The following is a 20,375-nucleotide window of genomic DNA, read 5'->3' as shown; positions in this document are numbered from 1 at the left end:
CGTCCCCTGCTCCGCCGCGTCCGTCCCTGGTCCGTCCGGTCAGGCCACCAGCGCGCCCCCGTCCACGGGCAACACTACGCCGGTCACGAACGAGGCCTGCGGCGAGGCGAGTCGGGTGATCGCCCAGGCCACCTCGGCCGGTCGGCCGATCCGGCGCAGCGGGGTGATCCCCAGCTGCCACTCGCGGATCGCCGCCGACTGCTCGGGGCTGAATCCGGAGTGCTCGCCGATCGGGGTGTCGATCGCCCCGGGCGCCACCGCGACCACCCGGATGCCGCGCGGAGCCAGTTCCACCGCCCAGCTGCGGGTGATCGTCTCCAGCGCCGCCTTGCCCGCCGCGTACACCGAGTTGGTCGGCCAGCCGCGCTGCCCGACGGCCGTGCTGACATTGACCACCACGCCCCGGGTGGCGGCCAGGGCGGGCACCGCGGCCTGCCCGAGCAGTACCGGGGCGACCAGATTGGTGGCCAGCAGCGCCTCGATGCCGGGCCGGTCGAAGTCGCCGAGGGCCTGCCCGCTCCGCACGATGCCGGCGTTGTTCACCAGCACGTCGAGCCGCCCGTACCGCTCCAGGGCCGTTCCGACGATGGTCTCCGGGGCGTCCGGTCCGGTGACGTCCGCGACCAGCGGCTCGATCAGGCCCGGGTGTGCCGCCGCCGTCTCCGCCAGCGGCCCGGGGCGCCGCCCGACCGCCACCACCCGGGCGCCCTCGGCCGCGAAGGCCCGCGCGGTCTCCCGCCCGATCCCCGTCCCGGCCCCGGTGACCACCACGACCCGATCCGCTCCGGCTGCTTCGTTCGCTTCGCTCATGGGGGAAGTCTCCGACCCTGCCGCCAGCGTCAGGGTCAAGCCGCAACCGCCGAGCACCGGCTGTTCGTCCGTCAGGAAGATCGCGACGCGGTTCCGAACCCACGGGGAGAGCACCCATGAGCCACCACCGACCCGACCGGGCGCTGACCACCTTCCCGACGGCGGACGGCCTGCTGCTGCGCCCCTTCGAGGACGCCGACGCACCGGCCCTGATCGAGGCCTACCGGGACGGGACGCTGCGCCGGTTCAGCCGGACCTGGCCGGACGACCCGGAGCGGGCCGCGCACTGGCTGGCCGTGCAGCGCGAGGGCCGGGCGAACGGCACCCGGTACGCCTTCGCCGTGGTCGAGGACGGCGGGCTGGTCGGCAACGTAGTGCTCAAGCGCGGTGCCCCGGGCGGGGAGCGGGCCGAGGTCGGCTACTGGACGGTGGCCGCGGCGCGCGGCCGGGGCGTCGCCCCGCGCGCGGTGGAGGCGCTCACCCTCTGGGCCTTCGAGGCCTTCGAGGCCTTCGCCGGGGACGGCCTGCTCCGGATCGACCTGCTGCACGAGGGGGACAACGACGCCTCCTGCCGGGTCGCGGAGAAGAGCGGCTACGCGTTCACGGAGATCGTCCCGGCCTTCCCGCCGTATCCGTTGGACGGTCACCGGCACTCCCGGAAAAGGCTGGACACGACCGAACGGCACCGGTCAGAGTGAGCGCATGGCTTCTCTGGTACGTCATGTGACGATCGACTGCGCGGACCCGTTCGCCCTCGCGGACTTCTGGGCGAAGGTGCTGGACGGCACCGTCGCCGAGGACGACAACCCGGGTGACCCGGAGGCGGTGGTGAACTCCGCCGGTGCCTCGCTGCTGTTCATCCAGGTGCCCGAGGGCAAGACGGTGAAGAACCGGGTCCACCTGGACCTCCAGCCGCAGGACCGCAGCCGTGACGAGGAGGTCGAGCGCCTGCTCGCCCTGGGCGCCACGGTGGTGTCGGACCAGCGCCGCCCGGACGGCACCGGCTGGGTCACCATGGCGGACCCGGAGGGCAACGAGCTGTGCGTCGAGCGCAGCCAGGCCGAGCGCATCGCCACCGGCGCGTCCTGAACCCACCGGGGCCGCTGAACCCACCGGGGCCCCTGAGTCCCACCGGCGCGTCCTGAACCCACCGGGGCCGCTGAACCCACCCGGGCCCTGAGTCCCACCGCGCGCCCCGCAGCACGGCCGCCCGCCGAGGTCCGTTCCCCCGGGACCTGCGCGGGCGGCCGTTCGCAGTTCCGTCCGATAATCGACCTGTCTGAGGCCAGTGACAAGCGAGGCCACCCTCCGAGCACCGGGCAGGTACCCCATGGCCAGAATCGCCGTGATCGGCGCCAACGGCAGCATCGGCAGCGCCGTCGTCGCGGAGGCGGCGGCCCGCGGGCACGAGGTCACCGCCGTGGTCCGCGACCCGGACCGCTACCGGGGCGCGGCCGCCCTGGTGGAGCGCGGCGACGTGCTGGACCCGGCCGACGTGGCCCGGGTGGCGGCCGGCCGCGACGTCCTGGTGAGCGCCGTCGGCGGCGGCGACGGCCCGGGCCACCTGGCGTTGATCGAGCCCGCCGCCCGTTCCCTGGTCGAGGGCCTGCGGGCGCTCGCCGACGGCGCCGCGACCCGGCTGATCGCGGTGGGCGGTGCGGGCAGCCTGGAGACCGCCCCGGGCGTGCGGGTCTGGGACACCCCGGGGCTGCCGGAGCCGATCCTGCAGATCATGCACGCCCACGGCGAGGCGCTGGACTACTACCGGACCGTCTCCGACGTCCGCTGGACGGTGCTCAGCCCGGCCGCCGAGATCGGGCCGGGGGAGCGGAGCGGCCGCTACCGGACGGGCCTGGAGCAGCTGCTCACCGACACCGAGGGGCACAGCCGGATCTCGGTGCCGGACTACGCGGTCGCCCTGGTGGACGAGATCGAGCAGCCCGAGCACATCGGCGAGCGCTTCACCTGCTGCTCGCTGTAGCGGGCCGGGCTCACCCGTTCAGCCCAGCTGGATCGACCGCTTGGCCAGCCCCATCCAGAACCCGTCGATCACGCTGCGCTGGCTGCCGAGGTCGGCCTCGCCGGCGCCGAGGGTCACGAACAGCGGCGCGAAGTGCTCGGTGCGGGGGTGGGCGAGTCGCCCGGCCGGGGCCTTGTGCGCGAAGTCGAGCAGTGCGTCCAGGTCCTGGGCGTCCAGGGCGCGCCTGCCCCAGTCGTCGAACTCGGCCATCACCGAGCTGATCCGGCCGTCGCTGCTGAGCGCCCGCAGGTTGTGGGTGAAGAAGCCGCTGCCGATGATCAGTACGCCCTCGTCGCGCAGCGGGGCGAGCCGGCGGCCGATCTCCAGCAGCCGCTGCGGGTCCAGGGTGGGCAGGGAGATCTGCAGCACCGGGACGTCGGCCTCCGGGAACATCTCCACCAGCGGCACGTACGCACCGTGGTCGAGCCCGCGGTCGGGGATGTCCTGGACGGGCGTGCCGGGGGCGCGCAGCAGCTTGCGCACGCGCTCGGCCAGCTCGGGCGCGCCGGGGGCGGCGTACCGGACGGCGTAGTAGTGCTCGGGGAAGCCCCAGAAGTCGTAGACCAGCGGGACGGTGGTGACGGCGCCGACGGCCAGCGGGGCCTCCTCCCAGTGGGCGGAGACCATCAGGACGGCCTTGGGCCGGGGCAGGTCGGCGGACCAGGCGGCCAGCTGGCCCGGCCAGATCGGGTCGTCGGCGAGCGGCGGCGCGCCGTGCGAGAGGTACAGGGCGGGCATGCGCTCGGGGGCCGCGGTGCTCAAGGCGTCCTCCTCAAGGGGACGAGTGGGTAGTTCAAATTTGAACCTCTACTCCGGGACGGTACACCTTCGTTCGAATTTGAACAACAGGAGTAGGCTTCAGCCCATGTCCTCACTGAACGAACCCCGCTGGCTCGACCAGGACGAGATGGCCGCCTGGCGGGGCTTCGTCGTCGCGAGCAACCTGCTCAACCGGCGGCTGGAGCGCCAGCTCAAGGACGACTCCGGCCTCTCACACCAGCAGTACGAGATCCTGGTGCACCTGTCCGCCGCCCCCGGCGACGCGCTGCGGATGACCGAACTCGCCGACAAGCTGGTCACCTCCAAGAGCGGCCTGACCTACCAGGTCACCCAGCTGGAGCGGATGGGCCTGGTCGGCCGCCGCTCCTGCCCCAGCGACGTGCGCGGCGTCATCGCCGAACTCACCGACCAGGGGCGGGAGACGCTCCGCCAGGCCGCCCCCGGCCACGTCGCCCTGGTGCGCGAGCTGCTGATCGACGTGCTCACCCGCGAGCAGCTCGCCGTCCTCGCCGAGGGCCTGGGCGCGGTCAGTGCCCGCCTGCGCCAGGACGACACCCCCTAGCCACCCCCGAGTGCGGCCGCCCGCTCCCGCAGCAGCTCCCGCTCCCGCTCGTTGCGGGCCAGCCCCGCCGCCCGCCCGAACTCCGCCCGGGCCTCGGCCTTCCGCCCCAGCCGGGCCAGCAGGTCGCCCCGCACGCTCGGCAGCAGGTGGTAGTCGCGCAGTGCCGGCTCCGCCGCCAGCGCGTCCACCAACTCCAGGGCGGCGGCCGGGCCCCGGGCCATCGAGACGGCCACCGCCCGGTTCAGCGCCACCACCGGCGAGGGCGTCAGCACCAGCAGCCGCTCGTACAGCGCGGCGATCGTCGCCCAGTCGGTGTCCTCGTACCGCCGCGCCCTGGCGTGGCAGGCGGCGATCGCGGCCTGCACCGAGTACGGCCCGCCGCCCGCCCGCCCGAACGCCTCGAAGCCGCGCCGGATCAGCAGCCCGTCCCAGCGCGCCCGGTTCTGCTCGGCCAGCAGCACCGGCCGCCCGTCCGGCCCGGTGCGGGCGGCCGTCCGGGAGGCCTGGAACTCCAGCAGCGCGGCCAGCCCGTGCGCCTCCGGCTCCCCGGGCACCAGCGCGGCCAGCACCCGGGCCAGCCGCAGGGCGTCCTCGCACAGCTGCGGGCGCAGCAGGTCGTCCCCGGCGGTGGCCGAGTAGCCCTCGTTGAAGATCAGGTAGACGACCTCCAGCACCGAGGACAGCCGCTGCGCCCGGTCCTCGCCGTACGGCACCTCGAACGGCACGCCCGCCTTCGCCAGCGTCCGCTTCGCCCGGACGATCCGCTGGGCCACCGTCGCCTCCGGCACCAGGAAGGCGCGGGCGATCTCCGGGGTGGTCAGCCCGCCCAGCAGCCGCAGGGTGAGCGCGATCCGCGCCTGCGCCGACAGCACCGGGTGGCAGGCGGTGAAGATCAGCCGCAGCAGGTCGTCGTCGATGTCGTCCGGGCCGGACGGCTCCACCGGCTCCGACACGTCCTCCGACGACCGCCCCACCTCGGCGAGCTTGCGGGCGTAGACCTCCCGGCGGCGCACCAGGTCGACCGCCCGCCGCTTGGCGGTGGCCGTCAGCCAGGCGCCCGGGTTGTCCGGCACGCCGTCGCGCGGCCACTGCTCCAGCGCGGCCACCAGCGCGTCCTGCGCCAACTCCTCGGCCAGGCCGACATCCCGGACGATCCGCGCGGCCGCGGCGATGATCCGCGCGGACTCGATCCGGAACGCCGCCTCGACGACCGCCGTCGCCTCCCTCTCCGTCACGGCCACCCATCAGAGCAGCCGACGCGGCGGGAGGCAACGAACGCCACGATCCTCACCCGCCGAGGCCCTTACCGCGGGGGCTGCGGCATCTCCTCGATCTGCCGGACCTCCGCCTCGACCTGCCAGTGCGCCGGGTGGGTCTGCAGGAAGCGGCGGGTCCACTCCAGCGCCTCCGCCTTGTCCTTGCACTGCAGGATCGCGTAGCCGCCGACGACCTCCTTGGTCTCGGTGAACGGCCCGTCGGTGTAGCCGATCCTCCCGTCGGTCCAGCTCACCCGGGTGCCCTGGTCGGTCGGGGTCAGCCCGGCGGTCTCCAGCATCACCCCGGCCCTGGTGATCTCCTCGAACAGCGCCCCCATCCGCTGCTCGAACCCCGGGTCGGGGTCCCAGCCGCCCCGGGCGTTCTCGTCGATCCGGACCAGCGTCAGGTAGCGCGGCATGGTGACTCCTCGGTCGTGCGGGCGGGGCCGTTCCCCGCCGCTCACCCCTGCGTCGATCGGGCCGGCGCCGGATCGACATCCGTCGGGAAGAACTTCGAAGAGTTTTCCGCCGGTTCCCCGGGTGCGGTCCGCCGGTCTCAGTGCCCCGCCGCCCCCGGTGCGCACAGCAGTGCCGCCCGCAGGTCGGTCCGGTCGCGGAGCCGGGCGAGGTTGCGGCCGGTCAGCTCCTCGATCCGGCGGATCCGGTAGTGGACGGTGTTGACGTGGATGTGGAGCTGCTCGGCCGTCCGCGCCCAGGAGCCGTCGTGGTCCAGGAACACCGCCAGGGTGCCGAGCAGCGAGACGCCGTTCTCGGCGTCGTGGGCGGTCAGCGGGGCCAGCAGCCGGGCGTGGAAGGCGGTCGTCACCTCGGGCGGGATGCCCCGCAACAGCCCGTCCAGGGAGTCCAGTTCGGCGGTGCTGCCGATCGGGCCGGCGGCGCCCGCCAGGACGTACCGGGCCTGCACCAGGGCCGCCCGCAGCGCCTGGGGGGTGGCCGGGGCGGCCGGGCCGACGCCGATCCGCAGGGTGCGCCGGCCGGTCAGCCGGGCCTGGAGGGCGGGCCGGGCCCGGCGCAGCCGTTCGGCGACCCGCTCGGCGGGTGCGGCCACCAGCGCCGAGGTGAGCCCGGTGCGGTCGGTGCCCGCCGCGTACGGGGCGTCCAGCGGGTGCAGCGCCTCGGCCAGCGCGTGCGCCGCCCAGTCGGCCGGGGCCTCGTCGCCGGCCCGGCCGGGCTCGATCCGCGCGCTGACCGCCACCAGCGGGCCGCTCTCGGCCAGCCCGCAGGCGGCGAGCGGTTCGGCGAGGCCGGCGTCGTCGGCCAGCGCCTCCAGCAGCCGTCCGGCGGCCCGCCGCCGGGTGCCCGCCGCGGCCCGGGCGCGGGCGGCGAGCGGGGCGAGCAGTTCGGCGAGGCCCTGGAGCGCCGGTTCCACGGCGGGGGTGTGCGGGTGGGCGCGCAGCCGCCAGCCGTCGAAGGGGGAGCCGTCCTGCGGGCCGACCGGCAGCCCGGGCCCGCCGCGACCGGTGGCCGGTGCGGGCTGGGGCGGCCCGGCCACCGGGCGGCCGCCGGCGGTGGTGATCGAGCACTCGGGCAGCCCGAGCCGGCCGACCGCGTGGGCCAGCACCTGCCCGGGCGCGGCCTCGGTGCGGACCAGGTCGAGCAGTTCGCTCCGGACGGTCTCCGGGATCGCCGCGGTGTCCTGCGCCCCGGCCCGCAGGTCGCCCCAGAGCCGCAGGTAGACCCGGTCGGTGACGGCCCGGAAGCTCACGCCGGCGGGCACCGCGAGCAGCGGGATGGCATGGGTGCGGCAGGCCTCGGCCAGGCCGTCCGGGATGCTGCCGTGGGTGCCCTCGCCGGCCAGCAGGGCGGCCACGCCGGCGCTGCGCAGCGCGGTGGCGAAGCGCAGCGCGCCGGAGGCGTCGGCGGGCTGCCACCAGACCAGGCCGGTGAGCACGAGTTCGCCGGGCTGGAGGTAGCGGGCCGGGTCCTGGAGGTCGGTGGAGCTGACGCCGGTGACCGGGCGGTCGAGCAGGTCGGGGGTGCCCCAGGCCAGTCGGATGGACAGGTCGTAGAGGTGCAGCAGGTCGCCGACGATCATCTTTCGCTCGCTCTCGCCCGGGTGTCGCTCTGGTGCGCCGCGTCGCTTCCTCTCGCAGATGAGAGGGCTGTCGACGCATGGGCATCGTAAATGCCAGCAGAACCACCGTGAATCTTCTTGTCGGATCATCCAGTGGAGGCCCCCGTGACCGGTGTGCGGAACCAGTGGTCCGCCCGATTGCCGGGTTGCTTCAATCGGTGTGCGGGGCGCACCGGGCCTTCTCCTCCGGCGTGCACCGCGACCGGTCTCGCACCTGCGAGCTGAACCGCCGCCAAGTCATCTCAGCTGCCGCTGAATGAGGGCATTCAGCACCGCAATCGCGAATGTCGGAGCTGCCCCTCGGGTAGTCCTCCTCCCGGGCCGCAGTGGCGCGGCCCGGGAGGAAGGAGCGCCATGACCCAGGCCGGCCCCGGCGTGACCCCGGCACCACCCACCGTCCGGCTGCACGGCCACCTCGACGAGCCGGTCGAGCTGACCGTCGAGCAACTGCGCACCCTCCCCGCGCACCGGGTCGAGGTCAGCTTCGACTGCCTGGCCGAGGGCGAGCAGCGGCACGGCTACGAGGGCCCGGCCCTGCTGGACGTCCTGCTCGCCGCCCGGCCCCGGATCGACTTCTCCGGCCGCAAGCAGCGGCTGCGCTTCCTGCTCAACGTGGTCGGCGCGGACGGCCACCGGGCGGTGGTCTCCTGGGCCGAGATCGACCCGGACTTCGGCGGCCGCCGGATCCTGCTCGCCACCAGCATGGACGGCGCCCCGCTGGACGCGGACGGCCCGCAGCTGGTCGTCCCGGACGACCACTGCGGGGCCCGCTACGTCAGCGCCGTCACCGCCGTCTGGCTGGGCCCGCTCGGCGACCAGGAGCGGCCCGCCGCGGACTGACCGCCCCGGCCTGCCGCCGTCGCAACCCGCCCGCGGACCGGCCCGCGGACCGGCCCGCAGCCCGGCCCGCGGACCGGCCCACAGCCCGGCCCGGCCCCGGTCGAGGTGCCGGGCGAGGCCCCTGGAAAACCGCTGGCCAGGGGCGGCTTTCCGTGCCAACATGCCCCATATGGGGACGATTCTGCACGGCACCCTGGTCACCCTCCGCCCGGCCACCGCCGACGACATCCCGGCGCTGGTGGCGATCCGCAGCACGCCCGAGGTGTTCGCCCGCTGGCGGGGCGGTGACGACCTGGTCGACGAGGTCGCACGGGACTTGGAGGCGCCCGAGACCGAGACCTTCGCGATCGACGTGGGCGGCCGGGTGGTGGGCGCCGTGCAGTGGTACGCCGAGAACGACGACGAGTACCGGCACGCCGGGATGGACATCTTCCTCGACCCCTCGGTGCACGGCCTGGGCCTGGGGACGGACGCCGTGCGCACCATGGCCCGGCACCTGGTGCAGGACCACCACTACCACCGGCTGGTGATCGACCCGGCCGCAGACAACCTGGCCGCCATCCGCTGCTACGCCAAGGTCGGCTTCCGCCCGGTCGGCACCATGCGCCAGTACGAGCGCGGCTCGGACGGCACCTGGCACGACAACCTGCTGATGGACCTGCTCGCGGACGAACTGTCGGACGGCTGACGGCCGTTCACCGGCCGCCCGGCGGCGGATGCCAGGGTGTACAGACATCTTGTCAGCCGACCGCCCTGAGCTGTACAGACACCTCGCCGCCACAGGAGCGATCGCAACTGATCGCCTGGCGTTCTTCCCGACGTACCGATCAGTAGCTAGCGTTCCCCCGCCAATCACCGGCGGCCGGTCACCCCGGCCCGTCCGGACCCCACCGGTTGACGGACCCCAGGAGAACGCCCATGCTCTCGCGTCGCACGGCCACCGCCCTCACCTCGGCGGCCGCCGCCGCACTGCTGCTCGGCGGCACCGCCCCGAGCGCCTCCGCGACCACCGCGGCGAGCCCCACCACGCTGTCCGTCCTCGCCTTCAACGTCGACCTCGGCACCGCGATCGTCGACAGCACCCAGAACGAGCAGGCCGCCCGCCGCACCCCGGTGATCGAGCAGATCGTCCGGCAGCACAACGCCGACGTGGTCGTCCTGGACGAGCAGTTCAACAACAGCTCGACCGCCGACATCAACGCCAAGCTCGCCGACCTCTACCCGTACCGCACCCCGGTGGTCGGCGGGACCTGCTCCGGCGGCGGCTGGACGGGCGTCAGCGGCAACTGCTCCAGCTCGTGGTTCGTCATCAACGGCGGCACGATGATCCTCTCCAAGTACCCGATCACCGCCCAGTACGCCCACGTGTTCGGCAACTCCACCTACGGCACCTGGGACTACCACGCCAACAAGGGCGCGGCGCTGGTGCAGGTGAAGAAGAACGGCAGCACCGCGTGGGTGGTCGGCACCCACCTCCAGGCGGACGAGGCCGACACCTCCACCGACACCACCCAGTCCACCCGGCTCGGCCAGCTCGCCGAGATCCGCGCCTGGGTCGACGGCATCGTGGGCAGCGGCGCGCCGGTGCTGATCGGCGGCGACCTCAACGTCGAGTACTTCCACGGCCAGGCCCGCGGCGACTACGCCAACGCCCAGAACGCGGTGAACGGCGTGCTCGGCACCCCGGCCACCGACCCGAACCAGGCCCGCACCACCATGGACTGCCCGGTCTCCGCCTGGTGCCAGTACATGGCGGGCGTGGAGACCTTCCCGACCGACTACCGGGACGACCTGGACTACATCGGCTACCTCAACGCCCCGGGCCGCCCGGTGCCGAGCTCGATGTCCGACGTGAAGGTCGACTTCGACCCGCAGGCCGGCTGGGTGCCGGGGCAGCCGGACACCGACGCGCCCAGCGACCACTACCCGGTCGAGGCCACCTTCCAGCTCAACTGACCCACTGCCCAGGGCCGTTGCCAGGGGTGTCGGCCGGGCCGGCGGTCGGTGTCCCGGTCGGGGAGCCGGCCGGGCAGCCGCAGGAGCGCCGCACCACCAGCCGGGCCGGGAAGGTCCGGGCCCCGGCGGCGCGGCGCTCCGCCCCGCCGAGCACCAGGTCCACCGCGGCCCGGGCCATCTCGTCCTGCGCGGTGGTGACGGTGGTCAGCGCCGGTCCGGCGATCACCGCCTCGGCGATGTCGTCGAACCCGGCCACCGCGAGCTCCTCGGGCACCCGGATGCCCAGGTCGTCGGCGGCCCGCAGCAGACCGATCGCCTGGTCGTCCGTCGCGCAGAACACGGCGGACGGCCGGTCGGGCCGGCTCAGCAGGGTGAGCGCCTCGGCGTGCGCCCGGACCCGGTCGAAGGGCGCCGGGGTGAGCCGGCCGTCGGTGGACAGCCCGGCCTCGGCCAGGGCCTCGGCCCAGCCGGCCGTCCGCCCGGTGACCGGGTCGAGCGGGCTGAGCGCCAGGGTGCCGCCGAAGCAGTGCACCTCGCGGTGGCCGTGGCCGAGCAGGTGGCGGACCACCTCGCGGGCGCCGCCCTCGTCGTCCGCCACCACGGCCACGCCGTCGACGCTCTCGGTGCGGTGGTGCAGCAGCACTACCGGGGTGCCGTCGGCCGAGTCGAAGCCGGTCAGCCCGGGGGCGGCCGGGTCCTGGGTGACCAGGATCAGCCCGTCCACCTGCATCCCCAGGAAGGCCCGGATGTAGTGCGCCTCGCGCTCGTCGGCGTAGTCGGAGTTGCCGATCAGCAGCAGTCGGCCGTGTTCGGTGGCGGCCTGCTCCACGGCGTGGGCGAGCCCGGCGAAGAAGGGCTGGCGGGCGTCCGGCACGACCATCCCGAGCAGGTCGGTCCGGCGCCGGGCCATCGCCTGGGCGACCCGGTTGGGCCGGTAGCCGAGCTCCTCCACCGCCGCGAGCACCCGGGCCCGGGTGGCCGGCGCCACCGGCCTCGGCCCGTCGTTGATCACATAACTCACGACCGCTGTGGACGTCCCCGCCACCCGCGCCACATCGTCCCGTGTCACCCTCGCCATGACCGATGAGCCTACACAGCGCCTCCGACCAGCGTGTTTTCCGCGTCCGGGGGAAGCCCCGATCGGCCCGCCCCGGTGGTAGCGTGCCGACGCTGGCGGGACGGGCGGCAGCAGGTGCCGCCGCCGCCGACCGTGGGAGCAGGTCGATGAGCACGCCGCCGCACCGCCGGGCCGTCCGGCCCCTGCGTCCGACCGCCCGGCCCAAGGTGCGCATCGACGCCCGGGTGCGCGCCACGAGCGCCACCCGTCCGAAGGTCCGACCCTGGCGGGCGTACGCCGTGCTGGTGACGATCGTGCTGTTCGTGGCCGCCGGCCTGCTGCTCTACTCCGACGAGCGCTCCACCCGGGGTCGGGCCCAGGAGGTGGGCGTCGACCACCCGGCGGACTTCCTGGAGGTCGATGTGGTGCTCCAGCGGGTCGACGCGGCCGCCCAGACGGTCGCCGCCAAGATCCTGGTGGTGCCGCACGGCGCCCTGGGGACGTCCGGTATCCAGCAGATCCCGGCGCAGGACGTGACGCTGGAGACCACCTCGCTGGAGCAGACCGTGCTCAGGTACCCGGCCGGCCAGCCGATCCCCTCCAACCCGGTGTCGTTCGGCCTGTTGGAGGGACGGGTCACCGACTACCCCTTCGACGGCTACCGCGCGCAGGTCGGCTTTCGGGCCACCGTCGGAGGGCGGCCCGTCCCGGTGACGATCGGGATCCAGGAGGCCGACCCGTTCTTCGCCTTCACCCAGGGGGAGCGGGACACCGACGGCCTCGGCATCGCCGTCACCGAGCGGATCAGCCGCTCGCGCAGCACCTACATCCTGGCCTGGTTCATGATGGCGGCGATGTGGGCGCTGGCACTGTCCGTCCTGGTGGCGGCCTGGCTGATCGTCCGGCAGCGGCGCGGGATCGTCTGGCCGGCCCTGAGCTGGATGGCGGCCACCCTGTTCGCCCTGGTCGGCATGCGCAACGCCGCGCCCGGCAGCCCGCCGATCGGCTCGCTGCTGGACTACGCGGCGTTCTTCTGGGCGGAGCTGCTGGTGGCGGTGGGCCTGACCATGGTCGTGGTGCGCGGCGCCCGGATCGAGGGCGCCCACCGGCCGGTCACGTAGCGCCCTCCGGGGCACGCGGGGCCCGCCGGGTCACGTAGCGCCCCGCCGGGTCGTGCAGGGCCCGGCGAGCAGGGGCCCGGCTCAGTACACGTAGTCCGCGCAGACGTCGGCGGCGAGCCGCAGGGTCTGCTCCGCGCGCGGCCCGCGCAGCGCCAGCAGGGTCTGGGCGAGCGCGTCCACGGCGGCCAGGTGGGCCAGTCGGCTGGCCGTGGTCTCCAGGCCGAAGACCAGGTCCTGTCCGCCCGCGACCAGGACGCGGGTCGCCGTCTCGGTGAGCGGCGAGCGGGCGTAGCTGGTGAGCGCCAGTACCTCGGCCCCGGACGCCCGGGCGGCCCGGGCGGCGGCCACCACGCTGTGGGTGGCGCCGGTGTGGCTGACGGCCAGGCAGACGGCGCCCGGTGGCAGTCCGGCGGCGACCAGCTGGGCGGTCATCGAGTCGGCCGGGGCGTCCACCACCAGGCCGAGCGCCCGCAGCCGGTAGGCGATGTCCAGGGCCACGGCGCCGGACAGCCCGGTGCCGATCACCAGCACCCGGGGGGCGTCGTCCAGCAGGTCGGCGGCGGCCCGCAGGTCATCCGGGCCGAGCGTGGCGGTGACGCCTTCCAGGGCCGCCCGGGCGGCGCGCAGGGTGTCGGCGAGGGCCCGGGCGGCGGGGTCGGCGGTGTCCGCGGCCGGTTCCGCGGCGGGGGCGGTCGGGGCGTGCAGGGCGGCGGCGATCTTCAACTCCTGGAAGCCGCGGAAGCCGAGCCGCTGGCAGGCCCGGACCACCGAGGAGGGCGCCGTCCCGGCCAGCGCCGCCACGTCGCTGACGCTCAGGTGCACCAGCTCGGCGCCCCGGTCCAGCACCACCTGGGCCACCCTCGCCTCGGTGCCGCGCAGCTCGCCCAGCCTGGCCCGGATCTGCGCGGCCAGCTGGGATTCCAGGGGCGTGAAAAATTCGGAACGTTCTTCCATGCTTCTAGGGTAGCGTGGAATTCAGTTCCAGGCCCGTCGGAAATCCGGCAGGCTGACGGGAGGGGAGCTTCGCCATGTCGGAATTCGGATCGGCCGTGCCGCTGACCGTGCTCACGGCCGCCGTGCTGCACGCCGTGTGGAACGGGCTGGCGCACCGGATCCCGGACAAGATGGCCGGCTTCGCGCTGATCAACCTGACGTACACCGCCTGCGCGGTGGTGCTGGTCGCGGTCAGCCCGCTGCCGGCGGCCGCCGCCTGGCCGTACCTGCTGGCCTCCACGGTGGTCCAGACGGTCTCGACGGTCCTGCTGCTGCGGGCCTACCAGTTGGGCGACTTCGGGCAGATGTACCCGATCGCCCGCGGTTCGGCGCCGCTGCTGGTCGCCCTGCTGTCGGTCACGGTGCTCGGCCAGCACCTGGGGGTGGGCGAGCTGGCGGGAGTGGCGGTGATCTCCTGCGGGCTGATCGGGCTGGCCTTCGCCCAGGGCATACCCGGGCGGGCGCAGCTGCCCGCTCTCGCGGCCGCCGCCGGCACCGGGGCGATGATCGCCGGGTACACGGTGCTGGACGGCAGCGGCGTCCGGCACGCGGGGACCGTCGGCGGGTATGTGGCCTGGCTGTTCCTGCTCCAGGGGCCGGCGCTCGTCGCGGTGGCCTGGGCCCGGCGCGGCAGCACCCTGTTCACCGGGATGCGCGGGGTGCTGCCGGTCGGGGTCCTCGGCGGGGTGCTCTCGCTGACGGCGTACGGCCTGGTGGTCTGGGCGCAGTCCCGGGGCAACCTGGCGACGATCGCGGCGCTGCGCGAGACCAGCATTGTGATCGCCGCGCTGATCGCCACCGTGGTGTTCCGCGAGCGCCTCGGACGGCTGCGGCTGACCGCCGCGTTCACCGTCCTCGGCGGGATCGCCGTCCTGGAGCTCGCCCGGCCCTGAGCACCGGCGCCCGGGGCCCCTGAGGTCCTGAGGTCCGGAGCCGCTGAGCCCCGGGGCGGAGGACTCAGGCGGCGTCCGGCACGATCACGGTCAGCGAGGTCTCCCGCAGCTCGAAGCCCAGGGCCTCGTAGACCCGGCGGGCCGGGTTGCCCTCGGAGACCACCAGGTGCACGTCGGCCAGCCCGCGCCCGGCGGCGTCCGCGACCGCCCGGCGGAGCAGGTCGGCGCCGAGGCCGCGGTAGCCGCGCCGCGGGTGGCGGAAGACCTCCGCGACCCAGGGCAGGCCGTCACGGTCGGTCAGCACGGCGGCGCCGACCACCCGGTCCTCGGCGTCCACGGCGAGCAGGCTGGACGGCAGCACCGGGCCGATGGCCTTCCCGGCCAGCAGCGGGCCGATCCGCTCGGCCAGGGCCCGGGCGTCGTCCCCGGGGAAGTGGTCCACGTGCGCCGGGTCGAAGGCGGCCCGCCACGGCTCCAGCAGCTCCTCGGGCGCGCGGTCGCAGGGCACCGCCCGCAGCCCCTCGCGCAGCGGCGCCCCGGCCCAGTCGGCGGGCGGGGGATCGGCGCGCAGGTCCCGTCGGAGGGTGTGGGCGTGGCGCAGGGCCGTCGCCCCCTGCGCGAGCAGCCGCTGCCCGAGCTCGGGGCTGCCGGAGACGACCCAGCCCGCCAGTTCGGCGCGGATGTACGCCACGGCGTCCGCCGAGTCGTCCAGCACCTCCAGCAGGTCGGCCCAGGGGCGTCCCTCCCGTTCGCCCTGCTGGTACCGCAGCACCGGCGTTCCGGCGCCGTCGTGCCTGATCACCCAGTCCGCATCGGGCATGGCCCCACCCCATTCACGAGAGTCACGAGCGTCACGAGATCGTTCGTCGGCGGCCCATGCTCACCAGAACCGGGGCGTCCCGGCAACCGGTTTTCGACCGGCGGATCCCGCCGCCAGGCGGGGCTCAGCCCACCGCCGCCGCCCGGACGCAGAGCACGTCCGGCAGGTGGGAGACCAGCAGCGACCAGGTCTCGCCCTCGTCGCGGCTGCCGTACACGTCGCCGGTCCGGTTGCCGAAGTAGATCCCGGCCGGGTCGGCGTCGTCGGTGCGCAGGGCGTCGCGCAGCACGATGCCGTAGTGGTCCTCGCCGGGGAGGCCGGCGGCCAACTGCTGCCAGCTGGTGCCGCCGTCGGTGGTGCGGAAGACCCGGCAGCGGCGGCCCGGCGGGATCCGGTCGTCCGAGCCGCCGAGCGGGAAGAGGTAGGCGGTGTCGCCGCGGCGCGGGTGGGCGGCGACCGCGAAGCCGAACTCGGCGGGCAGGCCGTCCGCGATGGAGCGCCAGCTCCCGCCCCAGTCGTCGCTGCGGTAGACCCCGCCGTGGTTCTGCAGGTAGAGCCGGTCGGGGTGGACCGGGTCGGCGGCGATCTTGTGCACGCACTGGCCGAACTCGGGGTACTGGCGCTCCTCCGGGAAGAACTCGGCGCGCAGGCCGGTGTTGGAGGGCTCCCAGCTGTCGCCGCCGTCCTTGCTGCGGTAGACGCCGCCGCTGGAGACCGCGACCAGCAGCCGCTGCGGGTCGCGCGGGTCGGTGAGGACGGTGTGCAGGCCCTGGCCGCCGTAGCCGGCGCCCCACTCGGACCGCTGGGGGTGGTTCCAGAGCGGTTCGACCAGGGTGAAGCTCTCGCCCCCGTCGGTGGAGCGGAACAGTGCGGCGGGTTCGGTGCCCGCGTACACCACCCCGGGGGCCTCCGCTCCGGCGGGCTGGAGCTGCCAGACCCGGGTGAGCGAGGCGCCGGTGGACCCGGGGAAGCGGATCGCCGGCCGGCTCGGCTCGTGCCAGTGGGCGCCGAGGTCGTCGGAGCGCCACACCGAGGGCCCCCAGTGGCTGCTGTCGGCGCCGACCAGCAGTCTGGTGCGGCCCCCGCGGCGGTCGATCGAGACGGAGTAGATCGCGTTCATCGGGAAGTGCGGCCCGCTGAACTCCCAGTCCAGCCGGTCGCGGCTGCGGCCGAGAAAGAGGCCCTTCTCGGTTCCGACGGCCAACAGCACCTCGGTCATGCCTCACACCACCTGATTCGCGAGCGGCCCCCCCGGAACGGCCCCCGGGGCGCGGCGGACGCGGCCCCACCGCCCAGTGTCCCGCCGTCCACCGGCGGTCACATCTCGCCGCGCCGCGCCCCCGGAGCCCCCGGAGCCCCCGGAGCGGGAGGGGTACCCGGGGGAGGGGGTCACCCCCGGCAGCCCTCCAGCAGCCGCAGCCACACCTCGCTGATCGTCGGGTAGGCGGGGACGGCGTGCCAGAGCCGGTCGACCGGCACCTCGCCGACCACCGCGACGGTCGCCGAGTGCAGCAGTTCGGCGACGGCCGGGCCGACCAGGCAGGCGCCGATGATCACCTGCCGGTCCAGGTCGAAGACCACCCGGGCACGGCCGCGGTAGTCGTCGGCGTAGAGCGAGGCCCCGGCGACGTTGCCGATCTCGTGGTCGACGGCCTTGACCCGCAGTCCGAGCCGCTCGGCCTCGGCCAGGGTCAGGCCGACGGCCGCGACCTCGGGTCGGGTGAACACCACCTGCGGTGCTCCGGCGAGGTCGGCGGACGCGGAGTGCGCGCCCCAGCGCGAGGTGTCCAGTGCGCGCCCCTCGGCCCGGGCGGCGATCGCCGCACCGGTGATCCGGGCCTGGTACTTGCCCTGGTGGGTGAGCAGCGCCCGGTGGTTGACGTCCCCGGCGGCGTACAGCCACTCGCCGTCCACGCCCAGCACCGTGCAGCTGTCGTCCACGTCCAGCCAGGTGCCCGGCCGCAGCCCGACCTGCTCCAGCCCGATGTCGGCGGTGCGCGGGGCCCGGCCGGTGGCGTACAGCACCTCGTCGACGGTCAGCCGCTCGCCGCCGGAGAGCGTCAGCACCGCCGGCCCGGTGGCGTCGGCCCGCTCCAGCGCCGTCACCTCGGTGCCGAAGCGGAGGTCCACGCCGGCCTCCCGCAGCCCCTCGGCCACCAGCTCGCCCGCGAAGGGCTCCATCCGCGGCAGCAGCGCGTCGCCACGCACCAGCAGCACCACCTCGGAGCCGAGCGCCCGCCAGGCGGTGGCCATCTCCACGCCGACCACCCCGCCGCCGACCACCGCGAGCCGCCCGGGGACGGTCGGCGAGCCGGTCGCCTCCCGGTTGGTCCACGGGTGCGCCTCGGCCAGCCCGGGCACGGCGGCGGGCAGCACCGGGCGGCTGCCGGTGCAGACGGCGACGGCGTGCCGGGCGGTGAGCACCCGTTCGGTGCCGTCCTCCGCCTCCACCGTGACCGTCCGCACGCCCGCCAGCCGGCCGTGGCCGCGGACCAGCTCGATGCCGGTGTCCCGCAGCCACTGCACCTGGCCGTCGTCCTTCCAGTGCGAGGTGAAGGAGTCCCGCCGGGCCAGCACCGCGGCCGCGTCCAGCCGACCGTCGCCGACCGCCTCCCGGGCGCCGCCCACCGCGCGGGCGTCGTCCAGCGCGGCGGCCGGGCGCAGCAGCGCCTTGCTCGGCATGCAGGCCCAGTACGAGCACTCGCCGCCGACCAGTTCGGCCTCCACGATCACGGTGCTCAGGCCCGCGGCGACGGTCCGGTCGGCCACGTTCTCGCCGGTCGGCCCGGCGCCCAGGACGATGACGTCGTACTCCCCGGTGGTGCTGCTGGTCATGTCCCGTCCTCCGTGGTCTCGTGGGTCGCCCGGCCCCTGGCCGGGTGCGGCGTGCGCCCCATCCTGCGACGCGGACCGGCCGGAGCGCGGGCGAACACGCCAACCGTGATCAGATCGCTGCGAGTTCCGCGAGCAGCGCGGCGGTGTCGGCCGGGCGGGAGAACATCGGCCAGTGCCCGGTGGGAAGTTCGCGCAGTTCCCAGTTCGGCCCGTCCATCCCGACGAACCACGGGTGGCCGGAGGCGATCATCTCCCGCACCCGGTCGAGCGGGAAGGAGCAGGTGACCAGGGCCTGCGGCAGGGCGGCCCCGGCGCCGGTCAGCCGGAGCCGGTCCCGGTACGCCCCGACCGGGTGCGGGGTGAGCCGGGCGCGGATCCGTTCCAGTGCGGCCCCGTCCAGGCCCTCGGTGCTGGAGCCGTGGGCGGCCATGTACTCCCAGGCGGGCATCGGCAGCCGGCCGTCGACCGCGGTGGCGTCGGCCTCGGCCCGGAAGTCGGGCTGCCACAGGTCGTCCACCGAACCGCCGTCCGCCATCGGCCCGCTGTCCAGGTAGACCACCCGCCGGATCCGCTCCGGCATCCGGTCCGCGACCCCGCCGACCGGGGCGCAGGCGCCGCTGTGCGCGACCAGCACCACGTCCCACAGGTCCTCGCGCACCAGCAGGTCGGCCAGGTCCGCGATGTGCTCCTCCAGTCCGAAGTCGCCCTGCTCACCGGCCCGTTCGGCGAGCCCGGGCAGGCTCACCGGGTGGACCCGGTGCCCGGCCGCGCGCAGCGGCGCGGCCACCTCGTCCCAGGCCCAGGCGCCGAGCCAGAATCCGGGAACCAGTACGAACGTACTCATGGTGGACCGTCCTTCCGCGGTGGGGACCCCCGTCACCGGCGACTCTAGGAGCGGACCGGGACGGAGCACGCCAGGATCACCCGGCCCGGGAGGAGCGTCCCCGGCGGAACACCCGGTCAGCCGCGTGCTCGACCTGCGGGGACTGCGTCGGGAGCCGCGCCGGGAACCGCTCCCCGAACTGCCGGCACGCATGAGGCCCGGGGAGCTGTGGCTCCCCGGGCCTCATGCGTGCCGGCCCCGTACGGATCCGGGAGGGCTCCCGGCGCGGTTCGGGGCTCAGGCCCGGCCCTCGGCCGCCTGCTCCTCCGCCACCTTGCGCTTGACCTCGGTCATGTCCAGCTCGCGGGCCTGGCCGATCAGGTCCTCGAACACCGTCTCCGGCAGCGCCCCGGCCTGGGAGAAGATCAGCACGCCCTCGCGGATGATGGCCAGAGTGGGGATCGACTGGATGCCGAACGCGGCGGCCAGTTCCTGCTGGGCCTCGGTGTCGACCTTGGTGAAGACGAGGTCCGGGTGGCGTTCCGCGGCCTTCTCGTACACCGGGGCGAACTGCCGGCACGGCCCGCACCACCCGGCCCAGAAGTCGATCAGGACGAAGTCCTGGCCCTCCGGGCCGGGGACGATGTCGTCGAAGTTCTCCTTGGTCAGCTCGACCGTGTTGCTCATCTCGCGGATCCTTCCCTTCCGAAGGTGCCGGTACGGATCATGCGCCCGGGACAACGGTGATGCCCGCCGGGGTATTCCGGGCCCGGCCGGGATTGAGCACCGGGCGGCCACCGTCCGTACTGAGGGGTGTCCAGTCCGTTCACCGACGCGGGAGGCTCCCCATGCGCAGCACCACACCCCGCACCCGCCGGGCCGCCGTGCTCGCCGCCTCCGGCCTCGCCGCGGCGGCCCTGGTCGCCGGCTGCGGGTCGTCCGGATCGAGCAAGTCGAGCGCACCGAGCGCACCGAGCCCGTCGAGCAGCTCCAGTGCCCCCGCCGCCGCGACCCTCCGGACCGCCGACGACCCCAAGCTCGGCACCATCGTCACCGACAGTGCGGGCTTCACGCTCTACCGCTTCGACCAGGACCAGAGCAACCCCTCGGACTCGTACTGCAACGGTAACTGCGCCACCCTCTGGCCGCCCGAGCACGTCAACGGCGACGTCACGGTCAAGGGCATCGACAGCAAGCTGGTCGGCAGCTTCACCCGCGACGACGGCACCAAGCAGGTCACCGTCAACGGCTGGCCGGTCTACCGCTACTCGCCGGACGCCAAGCCCGGCGACACCAAGGGCGAGGGCGTGGCCGGCCAGTGGTTCGCGGTGACCCCGACCGGCGGCAAGGCGATGCCGGGCGGCACCCCGGCACCCGCCACCCCGGCACCGAGCACCCCCACACCGACGCCCACCCCGCCGTCGTCGGGCTACTGACCGACGACCGCCCGACCACCACTGACCGTCACGGCCCACTACTGACCACCACCGACCGCCACTGACCACCGCCCTCGA

22 protein-coding genes are annotated in these 20,375 nt (G+C 74.8%); 10 read left to right on the top strand and 12 right to left on the bottom strand.

Features of this window, described 5'->3' with window-relative positions; all coding sequences use genetic code 11:
• Positions 1-39: 39 nt before the first annotated feature.
• Positions 40-810: an SDR family NAD(P)-dependent oxidoreductase gene (locus ACZ58X_RS05470; RefSeq protein ID WP_470332386.1), complete on the bottom strand. Its 771-nt coding sequence runs from the start codon at positions 808-810 to the stop codon at positions 40-42.
• A gap of 116 nt (positions 811-926) precedes the next feature.
• On the opposite strand from ACZ58X_RS05470, the gene ACZ58X_RS05465 reads away from it, so the two are divergent.
• The 3 genes from ACZ58X_RS05465 (at position 927) to ACZ58X_RS05455 (ending at position 2,791) form a co-directional block, all read left to right on the top strand.
• Positions 927-1,508: a GNAT family N-acetyltransferase gene (locus ACZ58X_RS05465; protein ID WP_470332385.1), complete on the top strand. Its 582-nt coding sequence runs from the start codon at positions 927-929 to the stop codon at positions 1,506-1,508.
• Between the two features lie 4 nt (positions 1,509-1,512).
• The gene (locus tag ACZ58X_RS05460; protein ID WP_470332384.1) at positions 1,513-1,899 is read left to right on the top strand and encodes a VOC family protein; all 387 of its coding nucleotides are present in this window, start codon (positions 1,513-1,515) and stop codon (positions 1,897-1,899) included.
• Positions 1,900-2,140: 241 nt separating this feature from the next.
• A complete protein-coding gene (locus ACZ58X_RS05455; protein WP_470332383.1) occupies positions 2,141-2,791 on the top strand; it encodes an NAD(P)-dependent oxidoreductase in 651 nt (216 codons plus the stop codon).
• A gap of 18 nt (positions 2,792-2,809) precedes the next feature.
• Here the strand turns inward: ACZ58X_RS05455 and ACZ58X_RS05450 are convergent, their stop codons facing one another.
• On the bottom strand, positions 2,810-3,592 hold the full coding sequence (locus ACZ58X_RS05450) for a dioxygenase family protein (RefSeq protein ID WP_470332382.1): 783 nt from the start codon (positions 3,590-3,592) through the stop codon (positions 2,810-2,812).
• A 112-nt stretch (positions 3,593-3,704) separates the two neighbouring features.
• Here ACZ58X_RS05450 and ACZ58X_RS05445 point away from each other — a divergent pair, with 112 nt between their 5' ends.
• On the top strand, positions 3,705-4,172 hold the full coding sequence (locus ACZ58X_RS05445) for a MarR family winged helix-turn-helix transcriptional regulator (RefSeq protein ID WP_470332731.1): 468 nt from the start codon (positions 3,705-3,707) through the stop codon (positions 4,170-4,172).
• Here ACZ58X_RS05445 and ACZ58X_RS05440 read toward each other — a convergent pair.
• The 3 genes from ACZ58X_RS05440 to ACZ58X_RS05430 all read right to left on the bottom strand — a co-directional run bounded on the left by ACZ58X_RS05440 (position 4,169) and on the right by ACZ58X_RS05430 (position 7,484).
• Positions 4,169-5,413: an RNA polymerase sigma factor gene (locus ACZ58X_RS05440; protein ID WP_470332381.1), complete on the bottom strand. Its 1,245-nt coding sequence runs from the start codon at positions 5,411-5,413 to the stop codon at positions 4,169-4,171. The genes ACZ58X_RS05445 and ACZ58X_RS05440 overlap by 4 nt on opposite strands.
• 62 nt (positions 5,414-5,475) lie before the next feature.
• Positions 5,476-5,847, bottom strand: coding sequence for a YciI family protein (locus ACZ58X_RS05435; RefSeq protein WP_470332380.1), 372 nt, complete (start codon positions 5,845-5,847; stop codon positions 5,476-5,478).
• A gap of 137 nt (positions 5,848-5,984) precedes the next feature.
• Positions 5,985-7,484, bottom strand: coding sequence for a PucR family transcriptional regulator (locus tag ACZ58X_RS05430; RefSeq protein ID WP_470332379.1), 1,500 nt, complete (start codon positions 7,482-7,484; stop codon positions 5,985-5,987).
• Positions 7,485-7,877: 393 nt separating this feature from the next.
• On the opposite strand from ACZ58X_RS05430, the gene ACZ58X_RS05425 reads away from it, so the two are divergent.
• From ACZ58X_RS05425 to ACZ58X_RS05415, 3 genes are all read left to right on the top strand, one after another.
• Positions 7,878-8,363 (top strand): molybdopterin-dependent oxidoreductase, encoded by a 486-nt coding sequence (locus ACZ58X_RS05425; RefSeq protein WP_470332378.1) that lies wholly within the window; start codon positions 7,878-7,880, stop codon positions 8,361-8,363.
• A gap of 169 nt (positions 8,364-8,532) precedes the next feature.
• Positions 8,533-9,051, top strand: coding sequence for a GNAT family N-acetyltransferase (locus ACZ58X_RS05420; RefSeq protein ID WP_470332377.1), 519 nt, complete (start codon positions 8,533-8,535; stop codon positions 9,049-9,051).
• Between the two features lie 230 nt (positions 9,052-9,281).
• Positions 9,282-10,319 carry a sphingomyelin phosphodiesterase gene (locus tag ACZ58X_RS05415; protein WP_470332376.1) on the top strand — a complete coding sequence of 346 codons (1,038 nt, stop codon included), beginning with the start codon at positions 9,282-9,284 and terminating at the stop codon, positions 10,317-10,319.
• On the opposite strand, the gene ACZ58X_RS05410 is transcribed toward ACZ58X_RS05415, so the two are convergent.
• The gene (locus tag ACZ58X_RS05410) at positions 10,312-11,397 is read right to left on the bottom strand and encodes a LacI family DNA-binding transcriptional regulator (RefSeq protein WP_470332375.1); all 1,086 of its coding nucleotides are present in this window, start codon (positions 11,395-11,397) and stop codon (positions 10,312-10,314) included. The genes ACZ58X_RS05415 and ACZ58X_RS05410 overlap by 8 nt on opposite strands.
• A gap of 146 nt (positions 11,398-11,543) precedes the next feature.
• On the opposite strand from ACZ58X_RS05410, the gene ACZ58X_RS05405 reads away from it, so the two are divergent.
• A complete protein-coding gene (locus ACZ58X_RS05405) occupies positions 11,544-12,497 on the top strand; it encodes a DUF4436 family protein (RefSeq protein ID WP_470332374.1) in 954 nt (317 codons plus the stop codon).
• 81 nt (positions 12,498-12,578) lie between these two features.
• On the opposite strand, the gene ACZ58X_RS05400 is transcribed toward ACZ58X_RS05405, so the two are convergent.
• A complete protein-coding gene (locus ACZ58X_RS05400; RefSeq protein WP_470332373.1) occupies positions 12,579-13,451 on the bottom strand; it encodes a MurR/RpiR family transcriptional regulator in 873 nt (290 codons plus the stop codon).
• A 74-nt stretch (positions 13,452-13,525) separates the two neighbouring features.
• Here ACZ58X_RS05400 and ACZ58X_RS05395 point away from each other — a divergent pair, with 74 nt between their 5' ends.
• Entirely contained in the window at positions 13,526-14,383 is an 858-nt protein-coding gene (locus ACZ58X_RS05395) for an EamA family transporter (RefSeq protein WP_470332372.1), read from the top strand.
• Positions 14,384-14,447: 64 nt separating this feature from the next.
• Here the strand turns inward: ACZ58X_RS05395 and ACZ58X_RS05390 are convergent, their stop codons facing one another.
• The 5 genes from ACZ58X_RS05390 to ACZ58X_RS05370 all read right to left on the bottom strand — a co-directional run bounded on the left by ACZ58X_RS05390 (position 14,448) and on the right by ACZ58X_RS05370 (position 19,602).
• Positions 14,448-15,203, bottom strand: a complete 756-nt coding sequence (locus tag ACZ58X_RS05390) for a GNAT family N-acetyltransferase (protein ID WP_470332371.1) — start codon at positions 15,201-15,203, stop codon at positions 14,448-14,450.
• A gap of 124 nt (positions 15,204-15,327) precedes the next feature.
• Complete coding sequence (locus tag ACZ58X_RS05385) at positions 15,328-16,422, bottom strand: WD40/YVTN/BNR-like repeat-containing protein (RefSeq protein ID WP_470332370.1); 1,095 nt, start codon at positions 16,420-16,422, stop codon at positions 15,328-15,330.
• A gap of 170 nt (positions 16,423-16,592) precedes the next feature.
• On the bottom strand, positions 16,593-18,038 hold the full coding sequence (locus ACZ58X_RS05380) for a dihydrolipoyl dehydrogenase family protein (protein ID WP_470332369.1): 1,446 nt from the start codon (positions 18,036-18,038) through the stop codon (positions 16,593-16,595).
• Between the two features lie 109 nt (positions 18,039-18,147).
• Positions 18,148-18,882 carry an alpha/beta fold hydrolase gene (locus tag ACZ58X_RS05375; protein WP_470332368.1) on the bottom strand — a complete coding sequence of 245 codons (735 nt, stop codon included), beginning with the start codon at positions 18,880-18,882 and terminating at the stop codon, positions 18,148-18,150.
• 276 nt (positions 18,883-19,158) lie between these two features.
• Positions 19,159-19,602 carry a thioredoxin family protein gene (locus ACZ58X_RS05370; RefSeq protein ID WP_470332367.1) on the bottom strand — a complete coding sequence of 148 codons (444 nt, stop codon included), beginning with the start codon at positions 19,600-19,602 and terminating at the stop codon, positions 19,159-19,161.
• A gap of 107 nt (positions 19,603-19,709) precedes the next feature.
• Between ACZ58X_RS05370 and ACZ58X_RS05365 the strand changes: the two genes are divergently transcribed.
• On the top strand, positions 19,710-20,297 hold the full coding sequence (locus ACZ58X_RS05365) for a hypothetical protein (RefSeq protein WP_470332366.1): 588 nt from the start codon (positions 19,710-19,712) through the stop codon (positions 20,295-20,297).
• Positions 20,298-20,375: the final 78 nt, after the last annotated feature.

The organism is Kitasatospora sp. NPDC040550 (assembly GCF_055594965.1).
The sequence above is the reverse complement of the archived record's forward strand: the minus strand, read 5'-3'. Positions and strand labels throughout refer to the sequence as shown.

Coding starts and splice junctions, on each gene's coding strand:
- ACZ58X_RS05470 (WP_470332386.1), bottom strand. CDS start 810: ATGAGCGAAGCGAACGAAGCAGCCGGAGCGGATCGGGTCGTGGTGGTC.
- ACZ58X_RS05465 (WP_470332385.1), top strand. CDS start 927: ATGAGCCACCACCGACCCGACCGGGCGCTGACCACCTTCCCGACGGCG.
- ACZ58X_RS05460 (WP_470332384.1), top strand. CDS start 1,513: ATGGCTTCTCTGGTACGTCATGTGACGATCGACTGCGCGGACCCGTTC.
- ACZ58X_RS05455 (WP_470332383.1), top strand. CDS start 2,141: ATGGCCAGAATCGCCGTGATCGGCGCCAACGGCAGCATCGGCAGCGCC.
- ACZ58X_RS05435 (WP_470332380.1), bottom strand. CDS start 5,847: ATGCCGCGCTACCTGACGCTGGTCCGGATCGACGAGAACGCCCGGGGC.
- ACZ58X_RS05430 (WP_470332379.1), bottom strand. CDS start 7,484: ATGATCGTCGGCGACCTGCTGCACCTCTACGACCTGTCCATCCGACTG.
- ACZ58X_RS05425 (WP_470332378.1), top strand. CDS start 7,878: ATGACCCAGGCCGGCCCCGGCGTGACCCCGGCACCACCCACCGTCCGG.
- ACZ58X_RS05420 (WP_470332377.1), top strand. CDS start 8,533: ATGGGGACGATTCTGCACGGCACCCTGGTCACCCTCCGCCCGGCCACC.
- ACZ58X_RS05415 (WP_470332376.1), top strand. CDS start 9,282: ATGCTCTCGCGTCGCACGGCCACCGCCCTCACCTCGGCGGCCGCCGCC.
- ACZ58X_RS05410 (WP_470332375.1), bottom strand. CDS start 11,397: ATGGCGAGGGTGACACGGGACGATGTGGCGCGGGTGGCGGGGACGTCC.
- ACZ58X_RS05405 (WP_470332374.1), top strand. CDS start 11,544: ATGAGCACGCCGCCGCACCGCCGGGCCGTCCGGCCCCTGCGTCCGACC.
- ACZ58X_RS05400 (WP_470332373.1), bottom strand. CDS start 13,451: ATGGAAGAACGTTCCGAATTTTTCACGCCCCTGGAATCCCAGCTGGCC.
- ACZ58X_RS05395 (WP_470332372.1), top strand. CDS start 13,526: ATGTCGGAATTCGGATCGGCCGTGCCGCTGACCGTGCTCACGGCCGCC.
- ACZ58X_RS05390 (WP_470332371.1), bottom strand. CDS start 15,203: ATGCCCGATGCGGACTGGGTGATCAGGCACGACGGCGCCGGAACGCCG.
- ACZ58X_RS05385 (WP_470332370.1), bottom strand. CDS start 16,422: ATGACCGAGGTGCTGTTGGCCGTCGGAACCGAGAAGGGCCTCTTTCTC.
- ACZ58X_RS05380 (WP_470332369.1), bottom strand. CDS start 18,038: ATGACCAGCAGCACCACCGGGGAGTACGACGTCATCGTCCTGGGCGCC.
- ACZ58X_RS05375 (WP_470332368.1), bottom strand. CDS start 18,882: ATGAGTACGTTCGTACTGGTTCCCGGATTCTGGCTCGGCGCCTGGGCC.
- ACZ58X_RS05365 (WP_470332366.1), top strand. CDS start 19,710: ATGCGCAGCACCACACCCCGCACCCGCCGGGCCGCCGTGCTCGCCGCC.